Below are 25,538 nucleotides of genomic sequence, written 5' to 3'. Positions count from 1 at the left end.
GCCTCGGTCGTCGCGACAGCGCGATGGTTACATCTAGGCTGCAACCGTGAGAACCTCCCGTGGCCTGCGCGCCTTCATCGCCGTTGTCATCACCCTCGTCTGGCTGGTGGGCGCCGGCATCGGTGGACCCTACTTCGGCAGGATCTCCGAAGTGGCGCAGAACGATTCCGCACAGTTCCTCCCTGCAGGGGCTGAGTCGACACGGGTCGACGAGCGCTACCTCGACTTCGTCGACAGCGACACTCTCCCCGCCATCGTGATCTTCACCGCAGAGGATCCCCTCACAGAGGCCCAGTTGGCCGATCTGGGCGCGCTGGCCCAGAAGCTCGGCGAAGAGCGGAGCGTGCTGAGCACCTCTCCCTTGCTGCCCTCTGAGGATGGTCAGGCGGCACAGCTCTTCCTAGGCGTGGATCCGGACCTTGAGCAGGGCGAGGCGGTGTCCGAGCTTCGCGAGACCCTGAGTGCAGAGACGCCCGCGGGCGTCGAGCAGCATGTCACGGGTCCTGCCGGCTTCACCGCGGACATCGCCGACGCATTCTCGGGCATCGACGGCCTGCTGTTGCTCGTGGCGCTGGGGGTCGTGCTGGTCATCCTGCTGATCGTCTACCGATCCCTGATCCTGCCTTTCGCCGTGCTCTCCACCAGCCTCTTCGCGCTGTGCGTGGCGTTGCTCGTGAACTGGTGGTTGGCCAAGGCGGACGTTCTGGTGCTCACGGGTCAGACGCAGGGCATCCTGTTCATCCTCGTCATCGGCGCGGCCACAGACTACTCGCTGCTCTACACCGCCAGGTACGCCGAGGAACTCAAGCGCCATCAATCCAGGGCCACAGCCACATGGCAAGCCATCAGGGGCGTCGTGGAACCTGTCCTGGCCTCGGGCGGCACAGTCATCGCTGGCCTGTTGTGCCTGTTGCTGAGCGACCTGGGTTCAAACCGCTCATTGGGGCCCGTCGCGTCCATCGGCATCCTGTTCGCCATGCTGGCCGCGCTCACCCTGCTGCCCGCGCTCCTCTACCTGATGGGCCGCGCCTCGTACTGGCCGCGCCGGCCACGGTTCCTCCCCGATCGCACTGACGAGGACGAGATGAACCAGGGCGTCTACGCCAAGACGGCGCGGTTCGTCTCCCGCAAGCCGCGCACGGTGTGGATCGTCTGCGTGCTCCTGCTGGCCGCAGGCGCGGCCTTCGTGCCCACCCTGAAGGCCGACGGCGTCCCGCCGAGCGACTTCGTACTGGGCTCCTCCGATGCCCGCACCGGCCAGGAGAAGCTGGGCGAGCACTTCCCCGGTGGCTCGGGCACCCCGGTGCGTGTGCTGACCGAGGAGGCGAATTTCGACTCCATGGCCGACGTGCTGCTCACTGCGGACGGCGTCGACTCGGTGTCCGTGGTCGCGGCCGATTCGCCGGCCGGCACCGCGCTCGTGACGGAGGATGGCATCCAGGCGTTCGGGCCTCCCGGCACCCCGGCACCCTCGCCCACGGTGAACGACGGCGAGGTCATGCTGCTCGCCACGCTGGCGGATGCTCCCGACAGCGACGCAGCCATCGACGTCGTACGTTCCCTCCGCAGCGAATTCGGGGGTACTGCCGGAGTAGGCGGTCGGACCGCTGTCGACATGGACACCCGCGACACCTCCGCGAAGGACCTGGCCCTGATCATCCCCATCGTCCTGGTGGTGATCCTGGTGATCCTCATCTTCCTGCTACGCAGCATCCTGGCGCCCGTGCTCCTCATCGCCACCACAGCGCTCAGCTTCGGCACGGCCATGGGTACCGCCGCAATCGTGTTCAACCACATCCTCGACTTCCCGGGCGCGGACCCCTCGGTGCCGCTCTACGGGTTCGTCTTCCTCGTCGCGCTGGGCATCGACTACAACATCTTCCTGATGACCCGCGTCCGCGAGGAGACCGCGAAGCACGGCACCCGGCGGGGCATCCTGCGCGGTCTGGCTGTCACCGGTGGTGTGATCACCTCTGCCGGCCTCGTGCTCGCGGCGACCTTCGCAGCCCTGGCGGTGCTGCCCATCCTGTTCCTGGTGCAACTGGCCTTCATCGTCGCGTTCGGCGTTCTGCTCGACACGTTCCTGGTGCGCACCCTGCTGGTGCCGGCGCTCACCTACGACATCGGCCCGGCCATCTGGTGGCCGTCGAAGCTCCGCAAGAAGGGCTGATTCAGGCGGGGCACACCTGCAGGTGCGGATCTGCCTGCTCTGCGTCCAGGAGGGCGCGGGCGGCAGCTTCCCGCTCTGCCACGACGAGGCGCCGGTGCTGGTAGCGCCAGGCGATGAGCAGCGGGATCAGTGCGGCCACCCAGGCAGCCGGTGCCGCCAGGATCACGGCGATGAACCCGACATGAGGGACCACGAAGAGGCCGATGACGCCACGGGCCACGAGCTCCAGCACGCCGGCCATCGTCGGGGCCATCGTCGAGCCGAGGCCCTGGATCACGTGGCGGATCACGAACAGGACAGCAAGGATCGCGTACAGGGCGGCGTTGATGACCAGGTACCGGTGGGCCATGTCCACCACCTGCGGCTCCCCCTCACCCAGGAACATCCGCACCATCAGCGTGCCCCCGAAGAATATCGCCACCCCGAGCACCAGCGCCATGCCCATGGCAAGCAGGAGCGCCTGCCGCACGCCGATGAGGATCCTGCGCCACTGACGACCGCCGGCGTTCTGCGCGACATAAGTGGTCATCGCAACTCCGACGGTGGCCAGCGGGATCACGGCCACCTGATCGACGCGCATGGCCGCGGTGAAGGCGGCCACCGCGTCGGTGCCCAACCCGTTGATGCCGAACTGCAGCAGCGCTGCGCCGATCGCGATGATCGACATCTGGAACCCGAGGGTGACGCCCAGCTTGGTCGACTCCCTCAGCTTGGGCATCTCCAGCCGCCAGTCCGCCCGGTGCAGGTGCAGGTCGGGCATCCGGCGCCAGATGAGGATGAGGCACAGCACCACCGACACGGTCTGGGCGATCAGCGTGGCCAGCGCGGCGCCGCCCACTCCCGTGCCCAGCACCGCGATGAACACGATCACCAGCACCACGTTGAGGACGGTGGAGATGATGAGGAACACCAGCGGGGTCCGGCTGTCGCCCAGGGCCCGGATGACGGAGCTGAGGTAGTTGAACGCCACCGTGGCGAACGAGCCGCTGAACAGCACGACGAGGAACGTGGTCGACTGCGGCATCAGTTCCTCGGGCGTGCCCAGCCACGTCAGCAGCGTATGGGCCCCCAGCGTGCCGACCAATGTGATCACCAGCGCCACCATGGCGCTGATCAGGACACCCCGGGCCACCGCGCGGCGCATCCCCGGCAGGTCCTGAGCCCCGAAGGCGCGGGCAACCGGGATCGCCAGACCCGCGGAACAGCCGATCGCGAAACCGAACAGCAGGAACTGGAGGCTGCCGGACGCCCCGACCGCAGCCAGGGCATCGACACCCAGCAGGCGTCCGACGACGATGGCGTCGGAGACGGCATAGGCCTGCTGGAACAGGTTGCCGATCAGGAGCGGCAGCGTGAAGAGCACGATGAGGCGGAGGGGGGATCCGACGGTGAGGTTTTTGGCCATGCAGGACCTTCTGGGCAGTTGGGATGAATGGACCGCGTCGTGGCGCATCGGGTCGTGGGACTGCGGGTCCGACACCCTGCGGCGATCAGCCAGAGAATTGTATTGCCATACCCCAAATAACTCAACTCGGCAAGCCTGGAGCAAATAAGCAACGAAGAAGTGCCCTATTTGCCAAGGAACTTAGGCATGCCTTACCTTCATTGCCATGACCGAACAGGCAACGGCCGCCCTGCCCACCGATGGGCTCGTCGGCAAAGACCTCCGATTGTCCTTCCACCGCACCCCTGTGGTGCACGGCGTCAGCATCGACGTGGCGCCGGGTGAAGTACTCGTCCTGGTCGGACCCAACGGCTCGGGCAAGTCGACAGTGCTCCGTGCACTGGCCCGGCTGCACGCCGTCAGCTCCGGTGAGGTGCTGCTGAACGGCACCCAACCGATCAGCGGCCTGTCCCCCAAGGAATTCGCGCGGCGCGTCACCCTCCTGACGCAGCACCACGGTGCCGCCAGCGGGATGTCCGTGCGCGACGTGGTGGCGCTCGGTCGGCACCCGCATCGCAGGCTGACGCGGCCAGACGTCCACGGCCAGTCCGCCATCGACGACGCACTGCTCCGGGCAGGAGTCGCTGCACTCGCACACCGTCCCCTCAACGAGCTTTCCGGCGGCGAGGTGCAACGCGTATGGCTCGCGACCTGTCTGGCCCAGCAGGCAGGCGTCATCCTGCTGGACGAGCCCACCAACCACCTCGATCTCCGCTACCAGGGCGAGGTGCTCGACCTCCTACGCGACCTCGCCGACGACGGTCAGGCCGTGGGAGCGGTGCTGCACGACCTCAACCATGCGGCCGCGGTGGCGGACAGGATCGTCCTGATGGCCGACGGCCGGGTCGTGGCGTCGGGGCATCCCGACGACGTCATCACTGTCCAGCACATCTCGGCCGCATACGGCGTGCCGGTCACCGTGCAACGCGACGAGGCCACCGGGGCCCTGACAACGCGGATCCTCGGCAGGCACTGCCGCAACCGCCTCGCCAGCGCCTGATCCCACGCACCCGAACACTCCGCCCCGACCGGCGGAGCTCTCCTCATATCCGAAAGGGACCCATGTTCAACCATCTCACCCGCGGAGCGGCCGCAACCGCCCTCCTCGCGCTCGCTGCGTGCGGCACCACTGCCCCGCCCGTGAGCACGCCGGACACCTCGGTGCCACCCTCGTCCCCGGTCGCTGCACCGTCCGGCGTCCCCGGCGATCTGGACTCAACCGGCCCCGTGTCGGTCGTGGACGGGAAGGGCCGCACCGTCGAACTGCCTGCCACTGCGGACACGGTGGTGGCGCTCGAATGGGGCGAGGCCGAGACCCTCCTGTCACTGGGCGCGAACCTGGTGGGCATCGCCGACCCGACGGGCTTCTCCACCTGGGACAAGGCCGTGGCACTACCCGAGGGCATTCAGGACATCGGCATGCGGTCGGAACCCAGCATTGAGTCGATCCTGGCTCTCGACCCCGACGTGGTCGTGCTGAGCGGAGCCGACACCTCGCAGGTGGATCGTCAGCTCGAGGGAAAGGTCCCCGTCGTGTTCTCCACCGGCAGCAAGGCAGGCGAGGACCTCGACCGGCTCCGGGGCGACGTGGAACTGTTCGCCCAGGTGCTGGGCCGGGCCTCGGCCGGTGAGGAACTGCTCACGCAGATGGACGACGCCCTGTCGGCCGCCAAGTCGAGGGTGGGCGATGCGGGCGCCGCTGGCTCCCCCTTTCTCATGGCCGACGGCTGGAAGGAGGGCTCAGTGGTGAGCATCCGCATGTTCGCCAAGGGGTCGATGGTCGACGAGATCGCCACCTCCATCGGGCTGGTCAACGCGTGGGCCGAACCCGGGGACGAGGCATGGGGTCTCGGGGTCACCGACGTCGAGGGAATGGCCGGTCTCACCGCGGAGGACCTGCGACTCTTCTACAGCGCCTCCGAGGACGACGTCTTCGCCGACGGCCTCGCCCAGAACCCGATCTGGCAGTCGCTCCCCTTCGTCCAGAAGGGACGGATCCACAAGCTGACACCCGGCACGTGGACCTTCGGTGGCCCTGCATCGGTCATGTCGATCGCGGAGCAGTTCGCCACGGCCGTCGAATCCGAGCAGTGACCTCGACCCCAGGGCTGCCGTCGGCGCCGACCCGTGCCGGGATAGCGGCCTTGGGCTCACTGGGTATCGGTGTGGTGCTTCTGGCCCTCGTCCATCTGGGCCAGGGCACGTCCAACCTCCCGCTGTCGTCGGTGTGGGCGTGGCTGACCGGTTCGGCTGACCCGGCCACGAGCGCCATCATTCACGGAGCTCGGCTCCCCCGGTTGGTCGGCGGGCTCGTCATCGGGGCCCTGCTGGGCGCCGCAGGCACCCTCATGCAGGCCGTGGCCAGGAACCCGCTCGCTTCCCCCGACACGTTGGCAGTGTCGTCGGGTGCCCAACTGGCCGTCACTGTGGTGGCGGCGCTGGGGATCAACCTGGCCGTCCCCGTCACGGGCGCCGTCGCCCTGGCGGGAGCGGCGTTGGCCGCCCTCGTGGTCGTGACGATCGCCGGGACCAGGGAGATCCTCCGTGTGGTGCTCGTGGGTTCCGCGCTGGCGATGGGGATGTCGTCGTTTGCCACCTTCCTCCTCCTCGTGCGGCAACAGGAAACCATGGGCCTCTACGCATGGGGTTCGGGCTCTCTGGTGCTCAGCGATGTCGACTCCGTGCGCCAGCTGGCCCCCGCCATCGTCGTTGCGGTGCTGGCCGCGTTCGTGCTGGCCGGGCGGTTACGCATCCTGACGCTGCAGGACGACCAGGCCCAGGCGCTCGGCGCGAACCTGCCGCGGGAACGGCTGATCCAGCTGACGCTCGCTGTGACCATGTGCGCTGTGACGGTGACCATTGCGGGGCCCATCGGATTCGTCGGTCTGGTGGCACCGGTTGGAGTCTCGCTCGCGTCACGTGGGTTGCCGGTGCTCCGTCAGCCACGTTTCTCCCTGGCTGCGTCGATGCTGTTGGGCGCCGCCCTGGTCATCGGGGCCGACGTGGCGCTACGCGCGCTGGGAGGGGCCGCGGAGACCGTGAAGGTCCCCACAGGCGTCGTGACGTCGATCGTCGGCGGCCTACTGCTCGTGCTGCTGGGGCGTCGGGCGGTGGGGATGGCCGGCGAGTTGGAGTCGGGGCGTCCCCGCTCCGGGCGCTGGGCCGGGTGGGTCACCGCGGCTGCGGTGGGAGCAGTCTTCGGTACCGCTGCGGTTGGCCTCCTGTTCGGGGACCTGTCGTTGCTGCTGGGCGACCTCGGCTACTGGCTGCAGGGGCAGGCGCAGCCAACCATCGCAGCGGCCTTCGAATCACGATCAGTACGGGTGGCCGCCGCGCTCCTGGCCGGCGCGGCGCTGGGCCTGGCCGGGACCTGTGTTCAGGTGGTCACGCGCAACGGCCTGGCGGACCCCGGGCTGCTCGGCGTCACCGCGGGTGGTGGCCTGGCGGCCGTCCTCATGCTGTGGCTCGCCCCCGACGCCGGGCCTGTGGCCGTTCAGCTGACCGCTTCGCTCGGCGCGCTGCTGACCTTCGTCGTGGTGGTGGCGCTCGCCGGCGGCGCTTCGCCGGTGCGGGTGGTGCTGGTGGGTATCGGTGCTGCTGCGGCCCTGCAAGCCGTGACCACCGTGGTCGTGCTCTCCCTCGACCCGTGGGACACGGCCGCGGCGCAGACCTGGCTGGCCGGCTCCACCTACGGGCGGGCGGCCCAGGATCTTGCCCCCGTGGCGGTGACCCTGCTCATCACCGTGGCGATGCTGTGGCTCAACCACCGAACCCTGGACCTGCTCGCCCTGGGTGAAGACCAACCCACGGTACTGGGGGTGCGAACCGGCCAGGCGCGGTGGCTCGTCCTCGCGGCCGCCGCTCTGTTGGCCGCCGCCGCAATCACCGCGGCGGGCACCGTCGGCTTCGTCGGCCTCGTAGCGCCTCACGTGGCACGCAGGCTCGTCGGAGCCGCCCACAAGTGGGTGATCCCGGCGTCCATCCTCCTCGGCGCGGTGCTGCTGGGCCTGGCCGACACCATCGGCCGCTCACTCATCGCGCCGGCACAGATTCCGGCGGGGCTGGTGGTGGCCCTCGTGGGCACGCCGGTGTTCGCCCTCCTCATCGCTCATCGGAGAAGACATGTCTGACGCACCCTGGCGGTTGTTCGACTGCACCGTCGCGGAGGTCCATCACCGCACGCCCAACCTGCGTCGGGTGGTGTTCGAGGGGGTCGACCTCGGCGGCATGGCCGATCCCGGGACTGACACGCGGATCAAGCTCCTGGTCGCCGCGGACGCCGACAGGTCGGCCGAGGCCTACCGCTCCATGGATCCGGGCCCCGGGTCGATGGCGCAGCTGCGCGCGCTGCCCGCCGGTCTCACGATGCGCACCTACACGTTGGCTGCCTGGCGCGCCACCGCAACCGGCGCCAAGGTGGCAGTGGACTTCGCTCTGCACGACCAAGCCGTCGCCGGGCCAGCCACGCGGTGGGCCGCACAGGCCCGCCCCGGCCAAGCGATGCGGCTCGTGGGGCCGGTGCGCACGTTTGACGGCGAAGTGGGCGGCCGCGAGTTCCAGGCGGCGCATGTGGGCCGGGAGCAACTCCTCCTCGTGGCCGACCACTGTGCCCTCCCCGCGCTGGAGAGGATCCTCGCCGAGTTGCCGCCCCACGCCACAGGGGTGGCGGTGATCGAATGCCCCTCCCCAGCCGACCGTCTGGAACTGCCGCGTCCAGAAGGCATCGAGGTTCGCTGGCTGCACGGTGCGCGGGGCTCCATCCCCGTGATCGCTGAACTCGAGGACTGGGGACGGGATGGGACCACCCCCGACGGCGGCGACCACGAGGCCGACAACCCGGACGTCTTCTGGGAGGTTCAGGAGGCCGAGGTGTCCTGCGCGTGGGTGGCGGCGGAGGCATCCGTGGCCCGCGACGTGCGCCGGTTCGTGGTGGGCGAAAAGGGCCTCGACAAGCGCAGCGTGGCCTTCATGGGGTACTGGCGCCGCGGTCGCTCGGAGTCCTGACCCCCGTTGAAGGACCCACCCCCCCGGCCGTAGGCTGGGACCCATGCGTGCAATGGTGGTCCGTGAATCAGGCTCTGCGATCGAAGAGGTGGGCGAGGAGTTCCTCGATGGGAGCGGCGGGATCGTCGTCGACGTGAAGTTCTCGGATCTCAACTACAAGGATGCGCTCGCGGTCACCGGCCGCCCCGGGGTGGTGCGCAAGCACCCGCTCGTCGCCGGTATCGACCTGGTCGGCCGCGTCGCCGAGTCAGACGACGAGCGGTTCTCCCCTGGCGACTGGATCATGCTCAACGGCGCCGGCCTCTCCGAGACCGAGCACGGTGGCTACGCCACGCGGGCGAGGATCAGCGGCGAGTACGCCGTCGGCCTCCCCGAGGACCTCTCCCCCGAACGGGCTGCGGCGCTCGGCACCGCCGGCTACACCGCCGCCCTGGCCGTGCTGCGGATCCTGGGCGAGAACATCATGCCCGACGACGGCCCGGTGCTGGTCACCGGCGCAACCGGCGGCGTCGGCTCCATCGCCACCCAACTGCTCTCCAACGCCGGCTATGTCGTCTACGCGACCACCGGCAGGGCGGAGCAGCTGGGCGACTACCTGCGCAGCATCGGCGCCGACGAGGTCATCGACCGCGCCACCCTCAGCGAGCCGGGCCGCCCGCTCCAGAAGGCCACCTACTCCGCCGTGGTGGACTCCGTGGGCGGGCAGACGCTGGCCAACGCCATCGCCCAAACCAAGAAGGGCGGCGTGGTGGCGGCCTGCGGCCTGGCGGGTTCGCATGACCTGCCCACCACCGTGATGCCGTTCATCCTGCGGGGCGTCACCCTCGCGGGCATCGACTCCGTGTGGGCCAGCCTTGACGACCGGGCCGACGCGTGGCGCATCCTCGCCCGCGGGCTCCACCTGGACATGCTCGACGCGATCACGGAGCGGGTGGACCTCGACGGCGTGCGCGCAGCCGCGGAAGAGATGATGGCCGGCCAGCGCCACGGCCGCACGCTCGTCACCATCTGACCGGACTGTTCATCGGGCCTTTTCCTTCTTTGGATTGTTTCCAGAAAAGGCGCTAGGGTTCGTGTCATGCACGATTGGCCCACCTCGCTCAAGGACGCCGGCATGCGCGTCACAGCGGGCCGCGTCGCCGTCCTGACCGCCCTGGCAGACCACCCGCACATGCGGGTCGGCGACCTGACGGAGGCGGTGCGGGAACGCACAGGCAGCGCGTCCGTCCAGGCGGTCTACGACAACCTCGCCGTCCTCCACTCCCACGGCCTCATCAGGCGCGTGGAGCCCGCAGGACAACCGCCGCGCTACGAGTTGGAGAACGGCGACAACCACCATCACCTGATGTGCCGCAGCTGCGGAGACATGCGTGATGTCCCGTGCGCCGTCGGCGCCGCCCCGTGTCTTTCCGCAGCGGACGACCACGGTTTCGTCATCGACGAGGCCGAGGTCATCTACTGGGGAACCTGTGCGAACTGCAACGAAAGGAAACAATGACCCACTTCTCCGGCGAGTACCAGCCCACCGGCCCTTCGACCCGCTTGAACGGCGCCCCCGCCGAGTCGGATGCCCACTCACTGACCGTCGGCAACGACGGCCCGATCGTCCTGCACGACGTCCACCTGGTCGAGCAGCTCGCCCACTTCAACCGCGAGCGGGTGGCGGAGCGCAGCCCCCACGCCAAGGGCTCGGGCGCCTTCGGCACCTTCACCGTCACCCAGGACGTCACCAAATACACCAAGGCTGCCCCGTTCCAGCCCGGCGCCGAGACCCGCATGCTGACGCGCTTCTCCACGGTCGCCGGAGAGCAGGGCTCCCCGGACACCTGGCGCGACGTGCGCGGCTTCTCCGTGCGCTTCTACTCCACCGCCGGCAACCTCGACATCGTGGGCAACAACACCCCGGTGTTCTTCGTCAAGGATCCGCTGAAGTTCCCCAACTTCATCCGTTCGCAGAAGCGCCACCCCGCCACCGGCCTGCGCAACACGAACATGCAGTGGGACTTCTGGACCAACTCGCCGGAGACCGCCCACCAGGTCACCTACCTCATGGGCGACCGGGGCCTGCCGGCCACCTGGCGCCACATGCACGGCTTCTCCTCCCACACCTACATGTGGGTCAACGGCGAGGGCGAGAAGTTCTGGGTGAAGTACCACTGGCGCAGCAACCAGGGTGAGAAGAACCTCACCAACGACGAGGCCCAGCGGCTGGCCGGCGAGAACGCCGACTTCCACCGTGCCGACCTCTTCGACGCCATCAGGCGCGGCGAGTTCCCGTCGTGGACGTTGCACATGCAGGTCATGCCGTACGAGGAGGCCAAGACCTACCGCTTCAATCCGTTCGACCTCACCAAGATCTGGTCCCACAAGGACTACCCGCTGATCGAGGTCGGCGTCATGGAGCTCAACGAGAACCCGGTCAACTTCTACGCGCAGATCGAGCAGGCAGCGTTCTCACCGTCGAACTTCATCCCGGGCACCGGCATCTCGCCGGACAAGATGCTCACCGCCCGCGTGTTCGCCTACCCGGACGCCCAGCGCGCCCGCATCGGCTCGAACTTCCACCAGCTCCCGGTGAACCAGCCCATCACGCAGACGAACAACTTCGCCGAGCAGGGCCACATGCAGTACCTGCACACGGGCGCGGCCCCGGTCCACACCTTCAACAGCTACGGGCGTCCGTACTCGGACGCCGAGGTTGTCGATGAGGCGGGCTGGGAGGCTGACGGCTCGCTCGTGCGCGCCGCCGTCACCCGGCACGCGGAGGACGACGACTTCGGCCAGGCGGGCACGCTGGTCCGCGAGGTCTACGACGACGCTCAGCGTGAGCGCTTCGTGGAGACCGTCGCCGGTGGCCTCTCCCAGTGCGAGCAGCAGGTCCAGGAGCGCGGCTTCTGGTACTGGAAGCAGGTCGACGAGAACATCGGCCAGCGCATCGAGAACAAGGTCCGCGGCCTCTCGACCATCGAGGACGAGGATTCAGTGGCCTGATCCAGGCCACTGACGGGGGGCGGGCTGCTGGCGGGCGGCCCGCCCCTCTTTCCGTGCCACCTTGCTGCCGCTTTTGCGCAACCCATAGGACGAACCGCTCAGAGGACGTCGAGGTACGCCTCTGCAGGTGCTGCCTCGATGACACCGGCCTGGGTGAGAAACTCGCCCATCCGGGCGAAGGCCGCGGTGTCGACGGCGACGCTGACCTTACCGTCGCGCTTCCACAGCTCGGCGGTGGCGGCCAGCACCTTCTCGGCGGTGGCCCGCTGCTCCGGCTCAGCCATCGCCGGGATGTGCTCCGCCGTGGCGTCCAGTGCGGCCTGCGGGTCTGCCACGACGGCCTCTTCGGCCTCCTTCATGCCGAGCGCCACGGCACGCAGGATGTCCTCGGACACCTTCGTGCCGGGCGCGATCAGGCTGGGCCCGACCAGCAGCGCCTCGCCGGGTTCGAAGACGGGGATGGAGACCGACGCGATGTTCTGGTTCTCCAGTTGGACGCCCTCGTTGTTGATGAAGCCCATGGCGAAGTCCACCTGCTTGGCGGCCAGCGCAGAGAGCGTCGTGAAGCCGATGTCGACGAGCGTGACCTCGTTCTCCGTGAGGCCGGCCTGGTGGATCGCGCAGAGCGCCGCGTAGTAGCTGGAGCCGAAGTGACCCGGGATGCCCAGCGTGGCCCCGTTGAGTACGTCCAGGCCCGGGTCGGCCCCGAGCGTGGCGGGGTCGCCGCCCATCACCCGCAGCGGGTAGGTCTGGTACGAGGTGGCGAAGGTCCGCAGGTCGTTGCCGCCGGCGTTGGCCACCATCGCCTCATCGGCGGACGCGAAGACGATGTCCTCCTTGCCGCCCAGCACGGCACCCCACAGGTCTTCCTGCTGGCCGTGGTGACGCAGCGTCACGTCCAGGCCGTGCTTCTTGAACAAACCCTCCCTCACGCCGAGGTAGAACGCGCTGAACTGCACGTTCGGGATGTAGGTGAGCCCGACGGTGAGCTTCCCGTCCCCCGCCGCCTCCGGTTGCCGGCTACCACAGGCGGTGAGGGTGGCCCCCGCTCCCACGGCGAGGCCACCCAGCAGCATGCTGCGTCGACTGATCATGTTGTTTCTCCTTGTAGGCGCGCCACTGCCGCTCGCTCCAGAAGCTGGACGAACGCGTACAGGGCCATGGCTGAGAGGCTGATCCAGGCGACCACGGCGAAGACGCCGGCGGTGTCTGCAGCCTCTCGGGACAACGTGAGCAGGGTGCCCAGACCGGCGCCGCCCATGACGAGTTCGCCGACGACCGCACCGGTCATGGCGAGCACCACACCGCCGCGCACGCCGGCCAGCACCGACGGGGCCGCCATGGGCCCCTCGATGTGGATCAGGCGTTGCCAGGCGCTGGCACCGTCGAGAAGGGCGTTCTCCACCACACGCATGTCGAGGGACCGGAATCCGACGATGGTGGTGGTCACCATGGGGAAGAAGGCGACGATCGCACAGAGCACCGCAATGGGGATGGTTCCGTAGCCGATCCAGAGCACCAGCAGCGGCGCCGTCGCTACGAGCGGCACTGTCTGCGTGATGGCGACGACGGGCTCCATCACCGCTGCGAGCAGCCGGGAATGGGTGATGACGATTCCCAACGGGATCGCGACAAGGACGGCGAAGGCGACACCCAGGAGGGCCGCGATCAGCGTCGGCGACAGATAGCGCCACGCGATCCCCAGCTGCGCCTGCGAGACCATGCGGGCGACGACGTCGCCAGGGCCGGGCAGGTAGAGCGGTTCGATCAGGCCGGCGCCGGTCACCGCCCACCACACGCCCACCGCGAGGATGAGCGCAATGGTGGCAGGGATCCAGCGGCCGGCGGTGGGCCTGGTGCGTGCGGGGTAGGCGGACCAGAGCCCGAGGTGCGCAAGCCTGCGCGCCCTACGTCGCTCATCGGTGGTCATCTGCCCCGTCACTCCTTGTCCAGGCCCGGGGCACGCGTCGACAGTATGACCCGAGCAGACCCTCGACACCTCGCTGGATCGCGAGACGTCAGGGCGCATCAAGCACGCCGTCGGCGACGAGTTCCTCCCATCCAGACTTTAACTGTCGGTCTCGGAATTTCACCGAGTCAGCCCTTCTGGAGAACCAGAAGAGGTCGCGGACTGTCACCGCCGGTTCGGACTTACACCGACCCCGGAACACGTTTGCCGTCAACATTAGCACTGCGGCGCCGGAGTGCGCGTTTCCGCCCTCTCAGTAGGCGACCGTGAACCGCTGGCGACGGTGCGCCGGGCGCTCGATCTCGTCGACGAAGGCCTGGGCGTAGTCCTCGCCCGAAATGAACGAATTGCCCTCGTCATCGGTCAGCAGCACGTCGTCGCCAAGGCGGAAACTGCCCACCCGCTCGCCCGGCGCGAAGGCTCCGAAGCCACCGGCGGGGCTGAGGAAGAACCAGTCGAGCGACGCGTCGCTGGCGCGCAGGTCCTCCAGCAGCCCGGCCATCTCGGTGGCCTCCGGCTTGAGCCAGTCCGGGAAGCCTTCCGTGTCGACGAGGCGGGGGCCGCCTGGGGCGACCTCCAGCGACGCGGCGCCTCCGACGACGGCCAGCCGGGCGCCTGCCGCGCGGGCCTCCTCGGCGATCGTCGCCATGACCTCCCGCAGGTGGCCCTCAAGTTCACCGCGCGGCGACAGGGCCGTCACCACCACGTCAGCGCCGGCGACGAGTTCGCGGAGCGCGCTGCGGTCCGAGACGTCACAGGTGCGGTACGTCACTGCGCCGGCCTTTTCGTCGGGGAGATGACGGGAGGCCGCGGTGACCTCGTGGCCGCGGGACGAGGCCTCGCGGACGATGTTGCTGCCGGCGTAGCCGGTGCCGCCGATGATCACGATGCGTGCCATGGTGCAGTCCTTTCTCCGGGGCCTCTGGTAGCTGCCCATTGGGGCAAACCTAGTCCTGCCCTCCAGCCGTCAGGCCGGATCAGGCGGCCCAGAAGATCGCGTCGACGGCGTCGGCCGCGCGTCGCAGCAACCGACGGGTGTCCTCCACCAGCCTGGACGCCTCACCTGCCCGGTAGCCGAGCAAGAGGGCGATGGCCGCCAGTTCGCGTGTGTCGGACGGCAACGCGTCGCTGGCCCGCCCGCGCACCAGCATGATGGCGTCGCGCAGCATGCTGGCCCGGTGCCAGGCCTCCTGCAGCCGGGCCGCCTGGCTCTCCGGCACGATCTCCAACTCGGCCAGCGCCGCCAGTGCGTCCATCGTGGACGTGGTGCGCAGCACCGCATGCTCATGGCCGTGCTGCAGCTGCAGCAACTGCACCGTCCACTCGACGTCCGAGAGGCCGCCGGGCCCCAGCTTGAGGTGCCGGTCGCGCGGCACGCCCCTGGGGATGCGCTCGTTCTCCATCCGTGACTTCAGCTTGCGGATCTCAGAGATCTGCGCGCGGCTCAGGCCGGCCTCGGGGTAGCGGAACCAGTCGATCCCCGCGAGCACCTCCTCCGAGAGCGCCCGCTCCCCCGCGCCATGGCGGGCGCGCAGGAGCATCTGGGCCTCCCAGGTGGAGGCCCACTTGGTGTAATAGGTGAGGTACGACGACACCGTGCGCACCTGGGGGCCACCTTTGCCCTCGGGGCGGAGGTCGGTGTCGATCACCAGCGCGGGATCCGGGCCCGGCTTGCCGATGATCTCGGCGGCGCGCCGGACCAGGTCGGTCGCCCTGGCGAGTTCCTCGCCCTCCGTGCCGTCGGGAACGACGAACATGCAGTCGGCGTCGGAGGAGTAGCTCACCTCATAGCCGCCCCACCGCCCGAGCGCAATGACGCCCACCGGCGGGGCGTCGATGGTGCGGCGCGCCAACTGCAGGCCGGCCTCGACGGTGGCGGACGCGAGGTCGCTCAGCGCGCCGCCCACCGCCGCGAGGTCCGCGTGCCCCAGCACGTCACTCAGCGCGATCCGGCACAACTCGGCGCGGCGCAGCGCCCGGACAGAGGCGACCGACTGCTCAAGGTCGTCGTAACGGTTGGCGGCCCGGGTGAGGGCGGCGGTGAGTTCCTCGACGGAGCGTGGCCGCAGGTCGTCGGTGCTGGCCAGCATCTTGATGTGCTCGGGCGCCCGCTTCAGGAGGTCGACCACGTAGCGACTCGACGACGCCACCCGGGCCAGGCGTTGGGCCATGTAGCCCTCGTCGCGCAGTGCCCGCAGGTACCAGGAGGTCTTGCCGAGCGACTCCGACAGCTGGCGGAACGCGAGGAGCCCGAAGTCGGGGTTCGGCCCGTCGGCGAACCACTGCAGCATCGCGGGGAGCAGTTGGCGCTGGATCTCGGTGCCGCGGTCGCGGCCGATGGTCAACGCGCGGATGTGGCCCAGGCCCGCCTGCGGGTCAGCGAAGCCCAGGGCCCGCATGCGGGTCTTCGCGGCCTCGGTGCTCAACTGCAACTCGTCCGTGCGGACCTGGCTGACGACGTCGAGCAGCGGCGAGAAGAACAGTCGCTGCTGCAGCTGCCGGACCCGGCGGGCGGAATCGCGCCACCGCTTCTGCAGGTCCTCCGCCGAGGATCCCATCGAGCGGGCGACATGGCTGAGGGCCAGCTCGTCGTCCGGCATGAGGTGGGTCCTGCGGAGGCGGCGCAGTTGGATGCGGTGCTCCAGGACCCGCTGGAACCGGTAGGCGCGCGCCATCTCGGCGCCGTCGGCCCTGCCGATGTAGCCGTTGCCGATCAGCGCCATGAGTCCGTCGAACGTGCCGCGGGTGCGGATCCGCTCATCGGCGCGGCCATGCACCAACTGCAGCAGCTGGACGGAGAACTCGGTGTCGCGCAGACCGCCGGAGCCGAGCTTGATCTCGCGATCCTCCTGCTTAGCGGGGATCAGGGAGATCACCCGTTCCCGCATGGCGCGCACCTCAGGCAGGAACTCGGGCCGCTCCCCCGCCTGCCAGACCAGGGGCCACACGGCGTCGACGAACTCCTGGCCCAGGCTGAGGTCGCCTGCTGCGGGACGGGCCTTGAGCATGGCCTGGAACTCCCAGTTCTTGGCCCATTTCGCGTAGTAGGCGCGGTAGCTGGCCAGCGTCCTGACCAGCGGGCCGGCTTTCCCCTCCGGGCGCAGGGCCGCGTCGAGCTGCCAGATGCTGCCCTCATTGGTGTGCGACGAACAGATCCGGGCCTGCGCGGCGGCGAGCTTGCCGGCGACGGCGACCGCTTCGTCGGCCGTTGCGCCCTCCGCCGGTTCGGCGACATAGATCACGTCGACGTCGGAGATGTAGTTGAGCTCCTGGGCGCCCGTCTTGCCCATGGCCAGCACGGCGACGCGGGCCCGCCGCCAGCCGGGCACCTCCGCGCGGGCGAAGGCCAGCGACATGTCGAGGACCACGTCGGCGACATGCGACAGTTCGGCGGCGATCTCGTGGACCAGGGCGTCCGGCTGCGGAGCGGAGAGGTCGCGCGCGGCGATCTCGATCAGCGCGGCCCGGTTGGCCAGCCGGAGCTGGTCCGCGCTCCCGGCGGCCACCCCGTCGTCCAGGTGGATCCGGGCATTGAAGAAGGCGCGCCACCCGGACAGCCCACGGTGCACGGGTTCGACGGCGAGGATGCGCGCCTCGGCCGGGTTCCGCACGAGCGTGTGGGCCAGCACGCTGGAGCCGCCCATGACCAGCAGCAGCCGTCGGAGCCACGCCTCGTCCGACGCCATCTCACGGAAGACCTCCGGCGACGCGGCCTCGAGCCGCTCCAGCGAATCGAGCGCCAGGTCTCGGTCTGCCACGGGTTCGAACAGCGCGAGATCCACCGGGGGTTCCCCGCCGAGCCTGTCCGTCCAGCGCTCCCAGACGCGGGCGGCGCCGCTCGCGGAATCAAAGCCGCGACGGGCGAACTCCCCCATCGGCGACTGGTATCTACCCATTGGCTCAGACTAGTGCGCTGCGCTCCCCGGGGGGTCGCGACGTTCCGACCTGCGCGACGGGCCCTGGGCGCCAGCCGTTAAGCTGAATCGATGTTCAAACCCACGCCGAAGGTCGTCGCCGCGCTGCGCGCGCGCCTCGACGACGAGGGCCTGGCCGCGCTCGAGGTGGAGCTCAGGTTGCGCCGCCCGGATCTCACGCGGCTGCTGCTGCGCGCCGCCTCCGATCCGGCGCCGCTGGGCCGCGAGCTCCTGGCCGCCGTCTGCCGCGCGGGATGCGCCCTCTTGGGTGAGCGGCATCCGGGCGCGACCATCGAGGTGCGGGTGCCGCCGTTCGCAGCGGTCCAGATCGGCTTCGAGACCGGTCCCAGGCACACCCGCGGCACTCCGCCGAACGTGGTGGAGATGAGCGGCGAGACGTTCGCGGCCTTGGCCACCGGACGCCGGGCATGGGCCGAGGCCGACCTGCGCGCCTCGGGCGTCCATGCCGACGAGGCCTCCGTGGCCTTCCCCCTCTGCTGAGGGTTCAGCTGGCGTTCATCCGCCCTCCGGACGACCCAACCGGATCCGATGGCGTGGCGGTGGTGACACCCTCGAACTCAGCGAGGGCGTCCGGCGCTTACTCCGGGAGAAGCGCCACCCATGGCCCCGGCAACGGACAGACTGGACGCATGAGCCCCGAAGTCTCCGCGTCACACCATCCGATGCGCACCCTTGAGGTCGCCGGGCGAAGCGTCCCGGCGCTGGGCCAGGGCACCTGGCACATGGGGGACGCATCGTCGCGCAGAGAGGGAGAGATCGCAGCGTTGCGCACAGGCCTGGACCTCGGCATGACGCTGATCGACACGGCGGAGATGTACGGCTCAGGCCGGGCCGAACTGTTGGTGGGCGAAGCCATCAAGGGTCGCCGCGAGGAGGTGTTCCTGGTGTCCAAGGTGCTGCCAGACAATGCGAGCCACGACGGCACATTCCGCGCCTGCGAGCAGAGCCTGCGCCGCCTGGGCACCGATCACCTCGACCTCTACCTCCTGCACTGGGAAGGTTCGTACCCGCTGGAGGAAACCTTCGGTGCCTTCGAGGAGCTGCGCGCGCAGGGCAAGATCGGCGCCTGGGGCGTGTCGAACTTCGACCGAGCGCTCATGGCCGAAGCGACAGTGGCGGCGCGCGCCGCCGTCGGGTCCGGTGGGAGCCGGCCTCAGGATCGCCCGGCGACCAACCAGGTGCTGTTCAACCTGCAGCGCCGCTGGCCGGAGGGCGGGCTGCTGGAGGATCTCCGCGCGGCGCAGATCCCGCTCATGGCCTACTCACCGATCGAACAGGGCGCCTTGGCCGGAGGAGGTAGGCGCAGGGCGGCGCTCACCACCGTCGCCCGCCGCCACGGAGCCACCGAGGCACAGGTCGCGCTTGCGTGGGTCATCTCGCAGCCGGGCGTGTTCGCCATCCCGAAGGCTGGATCTACGGCCCACGTGCGTGAGAACGCCGCGGCCGTCAGCATCCAACTCACCGCTGAGGATCACGCCGAGCTGGACGCTGCGTTCCCCAAGCCCCGCGATGATGCACCGCTCGAGTTGATCTGAACGGTCACATCACGCGGATGTGGCGGTCCAGTTCCCAGGGCGTGACCTGCTGGCGGTAGGCCGCGAATTCCTTGCGCTTGTTGCGCATGAAGTACTCGTAGACGTGCTCGCCGAGCGTCTCCGCCACGAGTTCGCTCTCGTCCATGATGCGGATGGCCTCGTCAAGGTTGCGGGGCAGTTCCTGAATGCCGATCGCCTTGCGCTCGCGGTCCGAGAGGCGCCACACCTCGTCCTCGGTCTCCTCGGGCAGCTGGTATTCGCCCTCGATCCCCTTGAGGCCCGCGTTGAGCATCACGGCGTAGGCGAGGTACGGGTTGACCGCCGAGTCGATGGCGCGGTACTCGATGCGCGCCGAGGACGTCTTCCCCGGCGTGAACTGGGGAACCCTCACGAGGGCCGAGCGGTTGGCTCGTCCCCAGCACGCGTACGACGGGGCCTCTCCCCCGCCGACGAGGCGCTTGTAGGAGTTGACCCACTGGTTGGTGACGGCGGTGATCTCCGGCGCGTGGTGCAGCAGGCCGGCGATGAACTGCTTGGCCGTCTTGGAGAGGTTGTACTGGTCCGCCGCGTCGTAGAAGACGTTGGTGTCGCCTTCGAACAGCGACATGTGGGTGTGCATGCCGGAGCCCGGGTGCTCGGAGAACGGCTTGGGCATGAAGGTTGCGTGGATGTCCTGGCTGACGGCCACCTCCCGCACCACGACGCGGAACGTCATGATGTTGTCGGCCATGGTGAGGGCGTCGGCGTAGCGCAGGTCGATCTCGTGCTGCCCCGGAGCCGCCTCGTGGTGGCTGAACTCGACGGAGATGCCCATTTGTTCGAGGATGGTGATGACGTCGCGGCGGAAGTCGGTGCCGTCGCCCAGCGTGGTGTGGTCGAAGTAGCCGCCCTGGTCCAGCGGGACGAGGGGGTTGAGCGAGCGCAGCAGGAAGAACTCGATCTCAGGGTGGATGTAGAAGGTGTAGCCGAGATCGGCCGCCTTGCCGAGAGCGCGCTTCAGCACGAAACGGGGGTCCGCGAAACTCGGTGAGCCGTCGGGCAGCTTGATGTCGCAGAACATCCGCGCCGTCGAGCGGCCGGCCTGCCGCCACGGCAGCACCTGATACGTCGACGCGTCCGGGTGCGCAACCATGTCCGACTCGTAGACACGGGCGAAGCCTTCGATCGCGGAGCCGTCGAAACCGACGCCCTCCGCGATGGCGCCCTCGACCTCAGCCGGAGCGATCGCCACAGATTTCAGTGAGCCGAGCACATCGGTGAACCACAGCCTGACGAACCGGATCCCGCGCTCCTCCATGGAGCGGAGAACGAACTCCGTTTGCCTATCCATGCGCGCAAGTTTGCCGCGAAGATGTTACAGCCGCGTGACATTCTGCGTTCTGGGCGCGCTCCGGACCGCCCCTAGACTGGGGCACATGGCTCAGCCAGGTTGGTATGCGGATCCCACGGCGCCCGATGGGCGCCGTTACTGGGATGGTCAGCGATGGGTGGACCCCACGCCCCCGCGCAAGGGCCGCGCGGGCTGGGTGTGGCTGTCGGTCGCCCTGGTCGTGGTCGCGGCCCTGGTGGCAGCGCTGCTCATCTTCCCCAGCCGGGCCAACCCCTTCGCCCCCACGCCGGAGGACACCCGCACCGCCCGCCCCACCGGCAAGCAGTGGGATGAGCGGGTGCCGTCAGAGACGCCCACCCCCACCGAGATCGAATCGCAGTTCGGCGAGTCCATCGACTGTCCCTCCAGTGAGGACTGGCCGCGCAGCGAACTGACGGACGGGCGCCTCGAAGGTGGCGGGCTGAGCGTAGACGCACCCCAGGGCGAGAAGTGGCGGATGAGCCCCGCCCACATCGACTGGATGTACGACGGCAACTCAATGCTGCGCGAGATCGTCTTCGGCTGGATCAGCAACGTCAACGTGGGCTACATCAAGGTCTCGGACGGCTTCTCGGCCAATCCCCGCGCCGCGGCCGAGCAGTTCGTCAACTGCATGGCGTCGTCGGGCATGTTCCTCGGCTTCACCAGGCGCACCGTCCTGTGGAACGAGGAGTGGGACGTCTCCGGCAGGCCGGCGTGGCGGCTCACGTCGAACGTCTACGTCGACGACTGGAGCCACGAAGGCATCGAGGGCGACACCGTCGACATCATCATCGTGCCCACCGACGACAAGGACCGGTTGGCCGTCTACGTCAGTTGCGTGACCATCGGCCACGAGGAGAACATCAGCGAGGTCGAGCCGGTGTTGGAGTCACTGGCGTACGAGGGTTGACGCGTACAGAGGGGCCGGCGGGAGCGGCGGGATAGACTCGTTGACTGTGAATCCTGTTACTCCGCACACCATCACCCCCGTTCGCGACGTCCCCCGCAGCATCCTGCGTCCGGAGTACGTCGGGAAGAAGGCGCCGAAGCGCTACACCGGCTCCGATGTCCAGAGCGACGAAGTGATCGAAAAGATGCGGGTGGCGGGGCGGATCGCTTCCCGGGCCATGCATGAAGCGGCCAAGGCGATCGCGCCGGGCGTGACCACAGATGAACTGGACCGCATCGCGCACGAGTACATGCTGGACCACGGCGCCTACCCGTCGTCGCTGGGCTACCGCGGATTCCCCAAGTCGATCTGCACCTCCGTGAACGAGGTCGTCTGCCACGGCATCCCGGACACGCGGCCGCTCGAGGACGGCGACCTGGTCAAGATCGACTGCACCGCGTTCAAGGACGGCGTGCACGGCGACAACTGCGCCACGTTCTTCTGCGGCGATGTCGACGAGGAGTCCAGGCTGCTGGCGGAGCGCACGTTGGAGTCGCTCAACCGGGCGATCAAGGCCGTGCGGCCAGGTCGCCCCATCTCTGTCATCGGTCGGGTCATCGAGAGCTACGCGAAGCGCTTCAACTACGGCGTGATCCGCGACTACACCGGTCACGGCGTGCACACCGCCTTCCACTCCGGCCTGGTCGTCCTGCACTACGACGAGCCGCGCGTCGACACCGTGATGGTGCCGGGCATGACGTTCACCATCGAACCCATGCTCACGCTGGGCGGGTACGACACGGAGGTGTGGGACGACGACTGGACCGTCGTCACCGCCGACCGTTCGCGCGTGGCCCAGTACGAGCACTCCCTCGTCGTGACCGCGACCGGCGCGGAGATCCTGACGCTTCCCTGACGAGTCTCCGCCTCCCGTCGCTACGAACTGGCGACGGTGTGCCGAAGGCCCGATCCACGGTAGAATCGTTGGTTGGACGAGACGGCCAGATGATCGCGGCTGGAAACAGCTGAGGAAAGTCCGGGCTCCACAGAGCAGGGTGGTGGGTAACGCCCACCCGGGGTGACCCGCGGGACAGTGCCACAGAAAACAGACCGCCCAGCAATGGGTAAGGGTGAAACGGTGGTGTAAGAGACCACCAGCGCTCCGGGTGACCGGAGCGGCTAGGTAAACCCCACTCGGAGCAAGACCAAGAAGGCCGGCCCCAGGGCCGGCTGCGGACACCGTTCGAGCGCTGCTCGCGCGAGGTGTCCGGGTAGGTTGCATGAGCGCACCGGCAACGGTGGGCCTCAGATAGATGATCATCCGTCGACAGAACCCGGCTTACCGGCCGTCTCGTCCCCCACCCTTCCGCAGGCCGTGTTGCGGCGCGCAGCGCCGGCTCGATCCGCCTGCACCCCGGCGGCCTACGATGCAGACATGCGTCTGCGCCCCCATCTTCTTGTCAAGCACGATCAGGTGGTGGCCGAGCGTCACCCACTGGCGGACGAGAACGTGCACTTCTCCCGTTCAGTGGTGGCAGCAGTGGTGGAGGACCTGTCCCAGCCGAACCACCGGGTGCTCGACCCGTTCGCCGGCTTCGGCACCACGCTCCACGTCGCGACGGCCATGGGAAGACAGGCTGTGGGCGTCGAACTCCTGCCCGAACGCTGCGCCGTCGCCGCCGCGGTGGCCCCGGACGCCTTGATCGTGCAAGGCGACGCCCGCCGGCTCGCGCGGCTGGTCGAGGGCCCCTTCGACCTGATCCTGACGTCCCCGCCCTACATGGCCGCGGATGACGGCCCGGAGGATCCGTTGTCCGCCTACACCGGCGCGAGCACCTACGACCGCTACCTGGCCGAGCTCCGCGGAGTCCTGGCGCAGTGCCTCGAACTGCTGACGCCAGAGGGACACCTGGTCGTGAACGTCGCCAACATCGACACGGGCACGCATTTCACCCCCCTGGCGTGGGATGTGGGGAGGATGCTCGGCGATGTCGGGCGCCTGGCCCAGGACGTCTTCGTCTGCTGGGACCGGTCCTGGCACGACCTCGCGGGCGACTACCTGCTCGTCGCGCAACGCGGGGCCGATCAGCGCTGAGCCGCAGCGCCTGCGATCCGCGGGCCGTACTTATCCACAGCCGGGACACCACGCCGCGAATTGTTACTGCGAGCGAATATTGTGGGTGCCATGGAGATCGGTCAGCACCCGGCAGTCGAGGCGCTCAGCGCCGTCGACGCGTTGCTCTCCGGCATTGACGTGGAGGCTCTAGCGTCCTGTCCCGAGGTTGAGCTGGTCAATGTGATGCGCAGCGCGCGGAGGCTCCGGAGCCGCATCGACGCGCTGGCCTGCGTGGTGACTGACCATGTCAATCGGCGCCAGGCTTCGATGAAGGCCGTGGGCACCCCCACCACCTCGCTGATCGCGCTGGACGAGAACCTCGACAACCGGCAGGCCGCGGGTCAGGTTGCCTTGGCCGGGGACATGGTCCGACACGAGGCGCCCAAGCAGGCGGCACTCGACGGAACCATCTCTGCGCAGCAGGCAGCCGCCATTTCCAAGGGAATCGCGGACCTTCCGGAGCTGCCGGCAGAGATCATGGCCAAAGTCGCCGAAACCTTCGTGGCCAGGGCCGCAGGGGTCCCCGCGAGGAAACTCGCGAGGCTCGCTCCGGATGTGTTGGCCGCAGTCGCTCCGCAGCACGCGCTCCGGGACGAAGACTCGCTCCAACGTGTCGAGCGCCAGCGGGCCAACGCAGTCAAGAACCGCCGCTTCACGTGGGGCAACGATGGCGAGGGCTCCATCTGGTTCACCGGCCAACTCCCCGAACTCGAAGCAGAGCCGTGGATCCGGACCTTGTCGGCCATGGTCGCGGCGGACAAGCGGGCAGAGCGGGACCAGGAGCAGGCGGCACGCCACGGGCAGATCAATGCCCGCACCCGCCGTGCCCTGACCCGCCCCGACAGGCAGCGCACCCCGGCGCAGCGCAACGCGGACGCACTCATCACCCTCTTCGGGGAACCCGCCACCCGCACTCCCCTGGGTGACGAGCCCACCGTTCAGCTATCCGCCCACAGCGACGCCGTCAGGGCCGAGGGAGTCGCGTGCCCACGTGACAGGGGGAGCCGCTCCCCCAGGGCGCAGATCCGCGTGACGATCTCTTTGGCAGATCTCCTCGACCGCGCCGGCGCCGGTGGGGTTCTGGATTCGGGCACCGAACTGACGCCCGGCCAGCTGCGCCGTCTGGCCGCAGAGGCGGAGATCATCCCCTTCGTCCTCGGTGGCAGCTCGGAGATTCTGGACATGGGCCGCGCCTCCAGGCTCGTCATGCCCGCACAACGCCGAGCTCTCGAGCTGCGCGACGGAGGCTGCGTCTTTCCCACCTGTACGAAGACTCCGGAGGAATGCGACGCCCATCACACCAACCCTTGGAACCTCGGCGGGAAAACCAACCTCAGGGAGTTGGTGCTGCTCTGCGGGCACCACCACAACATCGTGGAACCGGACGTCAACGGCCGCCGAGACCAATGGAAGATCCAGTTCGATCCAATGACCGGCACACCGGAGGTACTCCCACCCGAGCGCTTCAACGGCCCGAGGCGCGTGTGACGGCCCGGTTCGCTCTGCGACTCCTGGGCGGACGGGCCCGCGCCGCGCCACTCTCAACGCGGGCGCCGCGGGGCCAATAGGCCGTCACTCCTCCAGGTAGCGCGCTGCCGTGGCAGGGATGCGTTCTGCATACCGATAGATGTCGACCACGGCTGACTCCGCGCCCGCGCGTGTCAGGGAGCCGAAGCTGGCGCGTCCGAGCGCTCTCGTAGGGTGGGCGTCAGGACAGAGGAAGGAAGCACCACACATGTACGGCGAAAACAGGGAGTACCCCCAGGCAGCACACCTGCTCACTCCCATCGGCGTTGTTGCCGTCGGGATGGTGCTGGCAATTGTCCACAGCCCCGTCTGGTGGCTGCTCGTCGCGGCCTTCGCCGGCCGCGCCGTTTACCTGGGGCGGCTCCTGAGACAACGTCGCCGCCGCGCTACCCCGCAGCCGGGTACAGTTGCGCCATGAGTGACGCTGAGCAGACCGACGCCCCGCTGGACCCCAAAGAGGCCATGCGGCAGGCCCTTGAACGCAAGAAGCAGGCTGAGCACCTCTCCGCCAACGCCGGAACCCACGGGGACCGCAAGCAGGGCGGCCAGGCCCACGGGCCCGCCGTCGGGCGCCGCGAGTTCCGCCGCAAGTCCGGCGGTTAAAGCC

General features: G+C 68.9%; 21 protein-coding genes, 1 other RNA gene and 1 riboswitch. Of the genes, 16 read left to right on the top strand and 6 right to left on the bottom strand.

Annotated features, from left to right (window positions below; genetic code table 11):
- Window positions 1-46 precede the first annotated feature (46 nt).
- On the top strand, window positions 47-2,170 hold the full coding sequence (locus C3E87_RS00345) for an MMPL family transporter (RefSeq protein ID WP_076058121.1): 2,124 nt from the start codon (window positions 47-49) through the stop codon (window positions 2,168-2,170).
- Between the two features lies 1 nt (window position 2,171).
- Here the strand turns inward: C3E87_RS00345 and C3E87_RS00340 are convergent, their stop codons facing one another.
- A complete protein-coding gene (locus C3E87_RS00340) occupies window positions 2,172-3,575 on the bottom strand; it encodes an MATE family efflux transporter (RefSeq protein WP_076058119.1) in 1,404 nt (467 codons plus the stop codon).
- 205 nt (window positions 3,576-3,780) lie between these two features.
- On the opposite strand from C3E87_RS00340, the gene C3E87_RS00335 reads away from it, so the two are divergent.
- The 7 genes from C3E87_RS00335 to C3E87_RS00305 all read left to right on the top strand — a co-directional run bounded on the left by C3E87_RS00335 (window position 3,781) and on the right by C3E87_RS00305 (window position 11,609).
- A complete protein-coding gene (locus C3E87_RS00335; RefSeq protein ID WP_076058118.1) occupies window positions 3,781-4,614 on the top strand; it encodes an ABC transporter ATP-binding protein in 834 nt (277 codons plus the stop codon).
- A gap of 62 nt (window positions 4,615-4,676) precedes the next feature.
- Entirely contained in the window at window positions 4,677-5,708 is a 1,032-nt protein-coding gene (locus C3E87_RS00330) for an iron-siderophore ABC transporter substrate-binding protein (RefSeq protein ID WP_076058116.1), read from the top strand.
- Entirely contained in the window at window positions 5,705-7,744 is a 2,040-nt protein-coding gene (locus tag C3E87_RS00325; RefSeq protein ID WP_158069015.1) for an iron ABC transporter permease, read from the top strand. Before C3E87_RS00330 ends, C3E87_RS00325 begins: the two co-directional genes overlap by 4 nt.
- On the top strand, window positions 7,737-8,618 hold the full coding sequence (locus C3E87_RS00320) for a siderophore-interacting protein (protein ID WP_076058114.1): 882 nt from the start codon (window positions 7,737-7,739) through the stop codon (window positions 8,616-8,618). The genes C3E87_RS00325 and C3E87_RS00320 overlap by 8 nt, the downstream gene beginning before the upstream one ends.
- 43 nt (window positions 8,619-8,661) lie before the next feature.
- On the top strand, window positions 8,662-9,630 hold the full coding sequence (locus C3E87_RS00315) for an MDR family oxidoreductase (RefSeq protein ID WP_076058112.1): 969 nt from the start codon (window positions 8,662-8,664) through the stop codon (window positions 9,628-9,630).
- Between the two features lie 66 nt (window positions 9,631-9,696).
- The gene (locus C3E87_RS00310) at window positions 9,697-10,116 is read left to right on the top strand and encodes a Fur family transcriptional regulator (protein WP_076058110.1); all 420 of its coding nucleotides are present in this window, start codon (window positions 9,697-9,699) and stop codon (window positions 10,114-10,116) included.
- The gene (locus C3E87_RS00305; RefSeq protein ID WP_076058108.1) at window positions 10,113-11,609 is read left to right on the top strand and encodes a catalase; all 1,497 of its coding nucleotides are present in this window, start codon (window positions 10,113-10,115) and stop codon (window positions 11,607-11,609) included. Before C3E87_RS00310 ends, C3E87_RS00305 begins: the two co-directional genes overlap by 4 nt.
- 98 nt (window positions 11,610-11,707) lie before the next feature.
- On the opposite strand, the gene C3E87_RS00295 is transcribed toward C3E87_RS00305, so the two are convergent.
- The 4 genes from C3E87_RS00295 to C3E87_RS00280 all read right to left on the bottom strand — a co-directional run bounded on the left by C3E87_RS00295 (window position 11,708) and on the right by C3E87_RS00280 (window position 17,474).
- A complete protein-coding gene (locus C3E87_RS00295; RefSeq protein WP_076058106.1) occupies window positions 11,708-12,703 on the bottom strand; it encodes an ABC transporter substrate-binding protein in 996 nt (331 codons plus the stop codon).
- Entirely contained in the window at window positions 12,700-13,539 is an 840-nt protein-coding gene (locus tag C3E87_RS00290; RefSeq protein WP_158069014.1) for an ABC transporter permease, read from the bottom strand. The genes C3E87_RS00295 and C3E87_RS00290 overlap by 4 nt, the downstream gene beginning before the upstream one ends.
- A 115-nt stretch (window positions 13,540-13,654) precedes the next feature.
- Window positions 13,655-13,783: riboswitch (FMN riboswitch) on the bottom strand.
- 48 nt (window positions 13,784-13,831) lie between these two features.
- The gene (locus C3E87_RS00285; RefSeq protein WP_076059360.1) at window positions 13,832-14,476 is read right to left on the bottom strand and encodes an NAD(P)-dependent oxidoreductase; all 645 of its coding nucleotides are present in this window, start codon (window positions 14,474-14,476) and stop codon (window positions 13,832-13,834) included.
- Window positions 14,477-14,555: 79 nt separating this feature from the next.
- Window positions 14,556-17,474, bottom strand: coding sequence for a bifunctional [glutamine synthetase] adenylyltransferase/[glutamine synthetase]-adenylyl-L-tyrosine phosphorylase (locus tag C3E87_RS00280; RefSeq protein ID WP_076058104.1), 2,919 nt, complete (start codon window positions 17,472-17,474; stop codon window positions 14,556-14,558).
- A 90-nt stretch (window positions 17,475-17,564) separates the two neighbouring features.
- Here C3E87_RS00280 and C3E87_RS00275 point away from each other — a divergent pair, with 90 nt between their 5' ends.
- Window positions 17,565-17,993 carry a sterol carrier family protein gene (locus tag C3E87_RS00275; protein ID WP_076058103.1) on the top strand — a complete coding sequence of 143 codons (429 nt, stop codon included), beginning with the start codon at window positions 17,565-17,567 and terminating at the stop codon, window positions 17,991-17,993.
- Between the two features lie 149 nt (window positions 17,994-18,142).
- Window positions 18,143-19,048 (top strand): aldo/keto reductase, encoded by a 906-nt coding sequence (locus C3E87_RS00270; RefSeq protein ID WP_233120649.1) that lies wholly within the window; start codon window positions 18,143-18,145, stop codon window positions 19,046-19,048.
- A 4-nt stretch (window positions 19,049-19,052) separates the two neighbouring features.
- Here the strand turns inward: C3E87_RS00270 and C3E87_RS00265 are convergent, their stop codons facing one another.
- A complete protein-coding gene (locus C3E87_RS00265; protein ID WP_076058101.1) occupies window positions 19,053-20,345 on the bottom strand; it encodes a glutamine synthetase family protein in 1,293 nt (430 codons plus the stop codon).
- A 118-nt stretch (window positions 20,346-20,463) separates the two neighbouring features.
- Between C3E87_RS00265 and C3E87_RS00260 the strand changes: the two genes are divergently transcribed.
- The 6 genes from C3E87_RS00260 to C3E87_RS00235 all read left to right on the top strand — a co-directional run bounded on the left by C3E87_RS00260 (window position 20,464) and on the right by C3E87_RS00235 (window position 25,534).
- Window positions 20,464-21,309, top strand: a complete 846-nt coding sequence (locus C3E87_RS00260; protein WP_158069013.1) for a DUF2510 domain-containing protein — start codon at window positions 20,464-20,466, stop codon at window positions 21,307-21,309.
- A 46-nt stretch (window positions 21,310-21,355) separates the two neighbouring features.
- Window positions 21,356-22,204 carry a type I methionyl aminopeptidase gene (map, locus tag C3E87_RS00255; protein WP_083665281.1) on the top strand — a complete coding sequence of 283 codons (849 nt, stop codon included), beginning with the start codon at window positions 21,356-21,358 and terminating at the stop codon, window positions 22,202-22,204.
- A gap of 77 nt (window positions 22,205-22,281) precedes the next feature.
- Window positions 22,282-22,646: RNase P RNA component class A (gene rnpB / locus C3E87_RS00250), an RNA gene on the top strand.
- Window positions 22,647-22,723: 77 nt separating this feature from the next.
- On the top strand, window positions 22,724-23,383 hold the full coding sequence (locus tag C3E87_RS00245) for a TRM11 family methyltransferase (RefSeq protein WP_076058095.1): 660 nt from the start codon (window positions 22,724-22,726) through the stop codon (window positions 23,381-23,383).
- A 90-nt stretch (window positions 23,384-23,473) separates the two neighbouring features.
- Window positions 23,474-24,892, top strand: coding sequence for an HNH endonuclease signature motif containing protein (locus C3E87_RS00240; protein ID WP_076058093.1), 1,419 nt, complete (start codon window positions 23,474-23,476; stop codon window positions 24,890-24,892).
- Window positions 24,893-25,345: 453 nt separating this feature from the next.
- On the top strand, window positions 25,346-25,534 hold the full coding sequence (locus C3E87_RS00235) for a DUF5302 domain-containing protein (RefSeq protein WP_076058089.1): 189 nt from the start codon (window positions 25,346-25,348) through the stop codon (window positions 25,532-25,534).
- Window positions 25,535-25,538: the final 4 nt, after the last annotated feature.

It is taken from the genome of Tessaracoccus sp. ZS01 (assembly GCF_022342445.1).
Taxonomy (GTDB): domain Bacteria; phylum Actinomycetota; class Actinomycetes; order Propionibacteriales; family Propionibacteriaceae; genus Arachnia.
The sequence above is the reverse complement of the archived record's forward strand: the minus strand, read 5'-3'. Positions and strand labels throughout refer to the sequence as shown.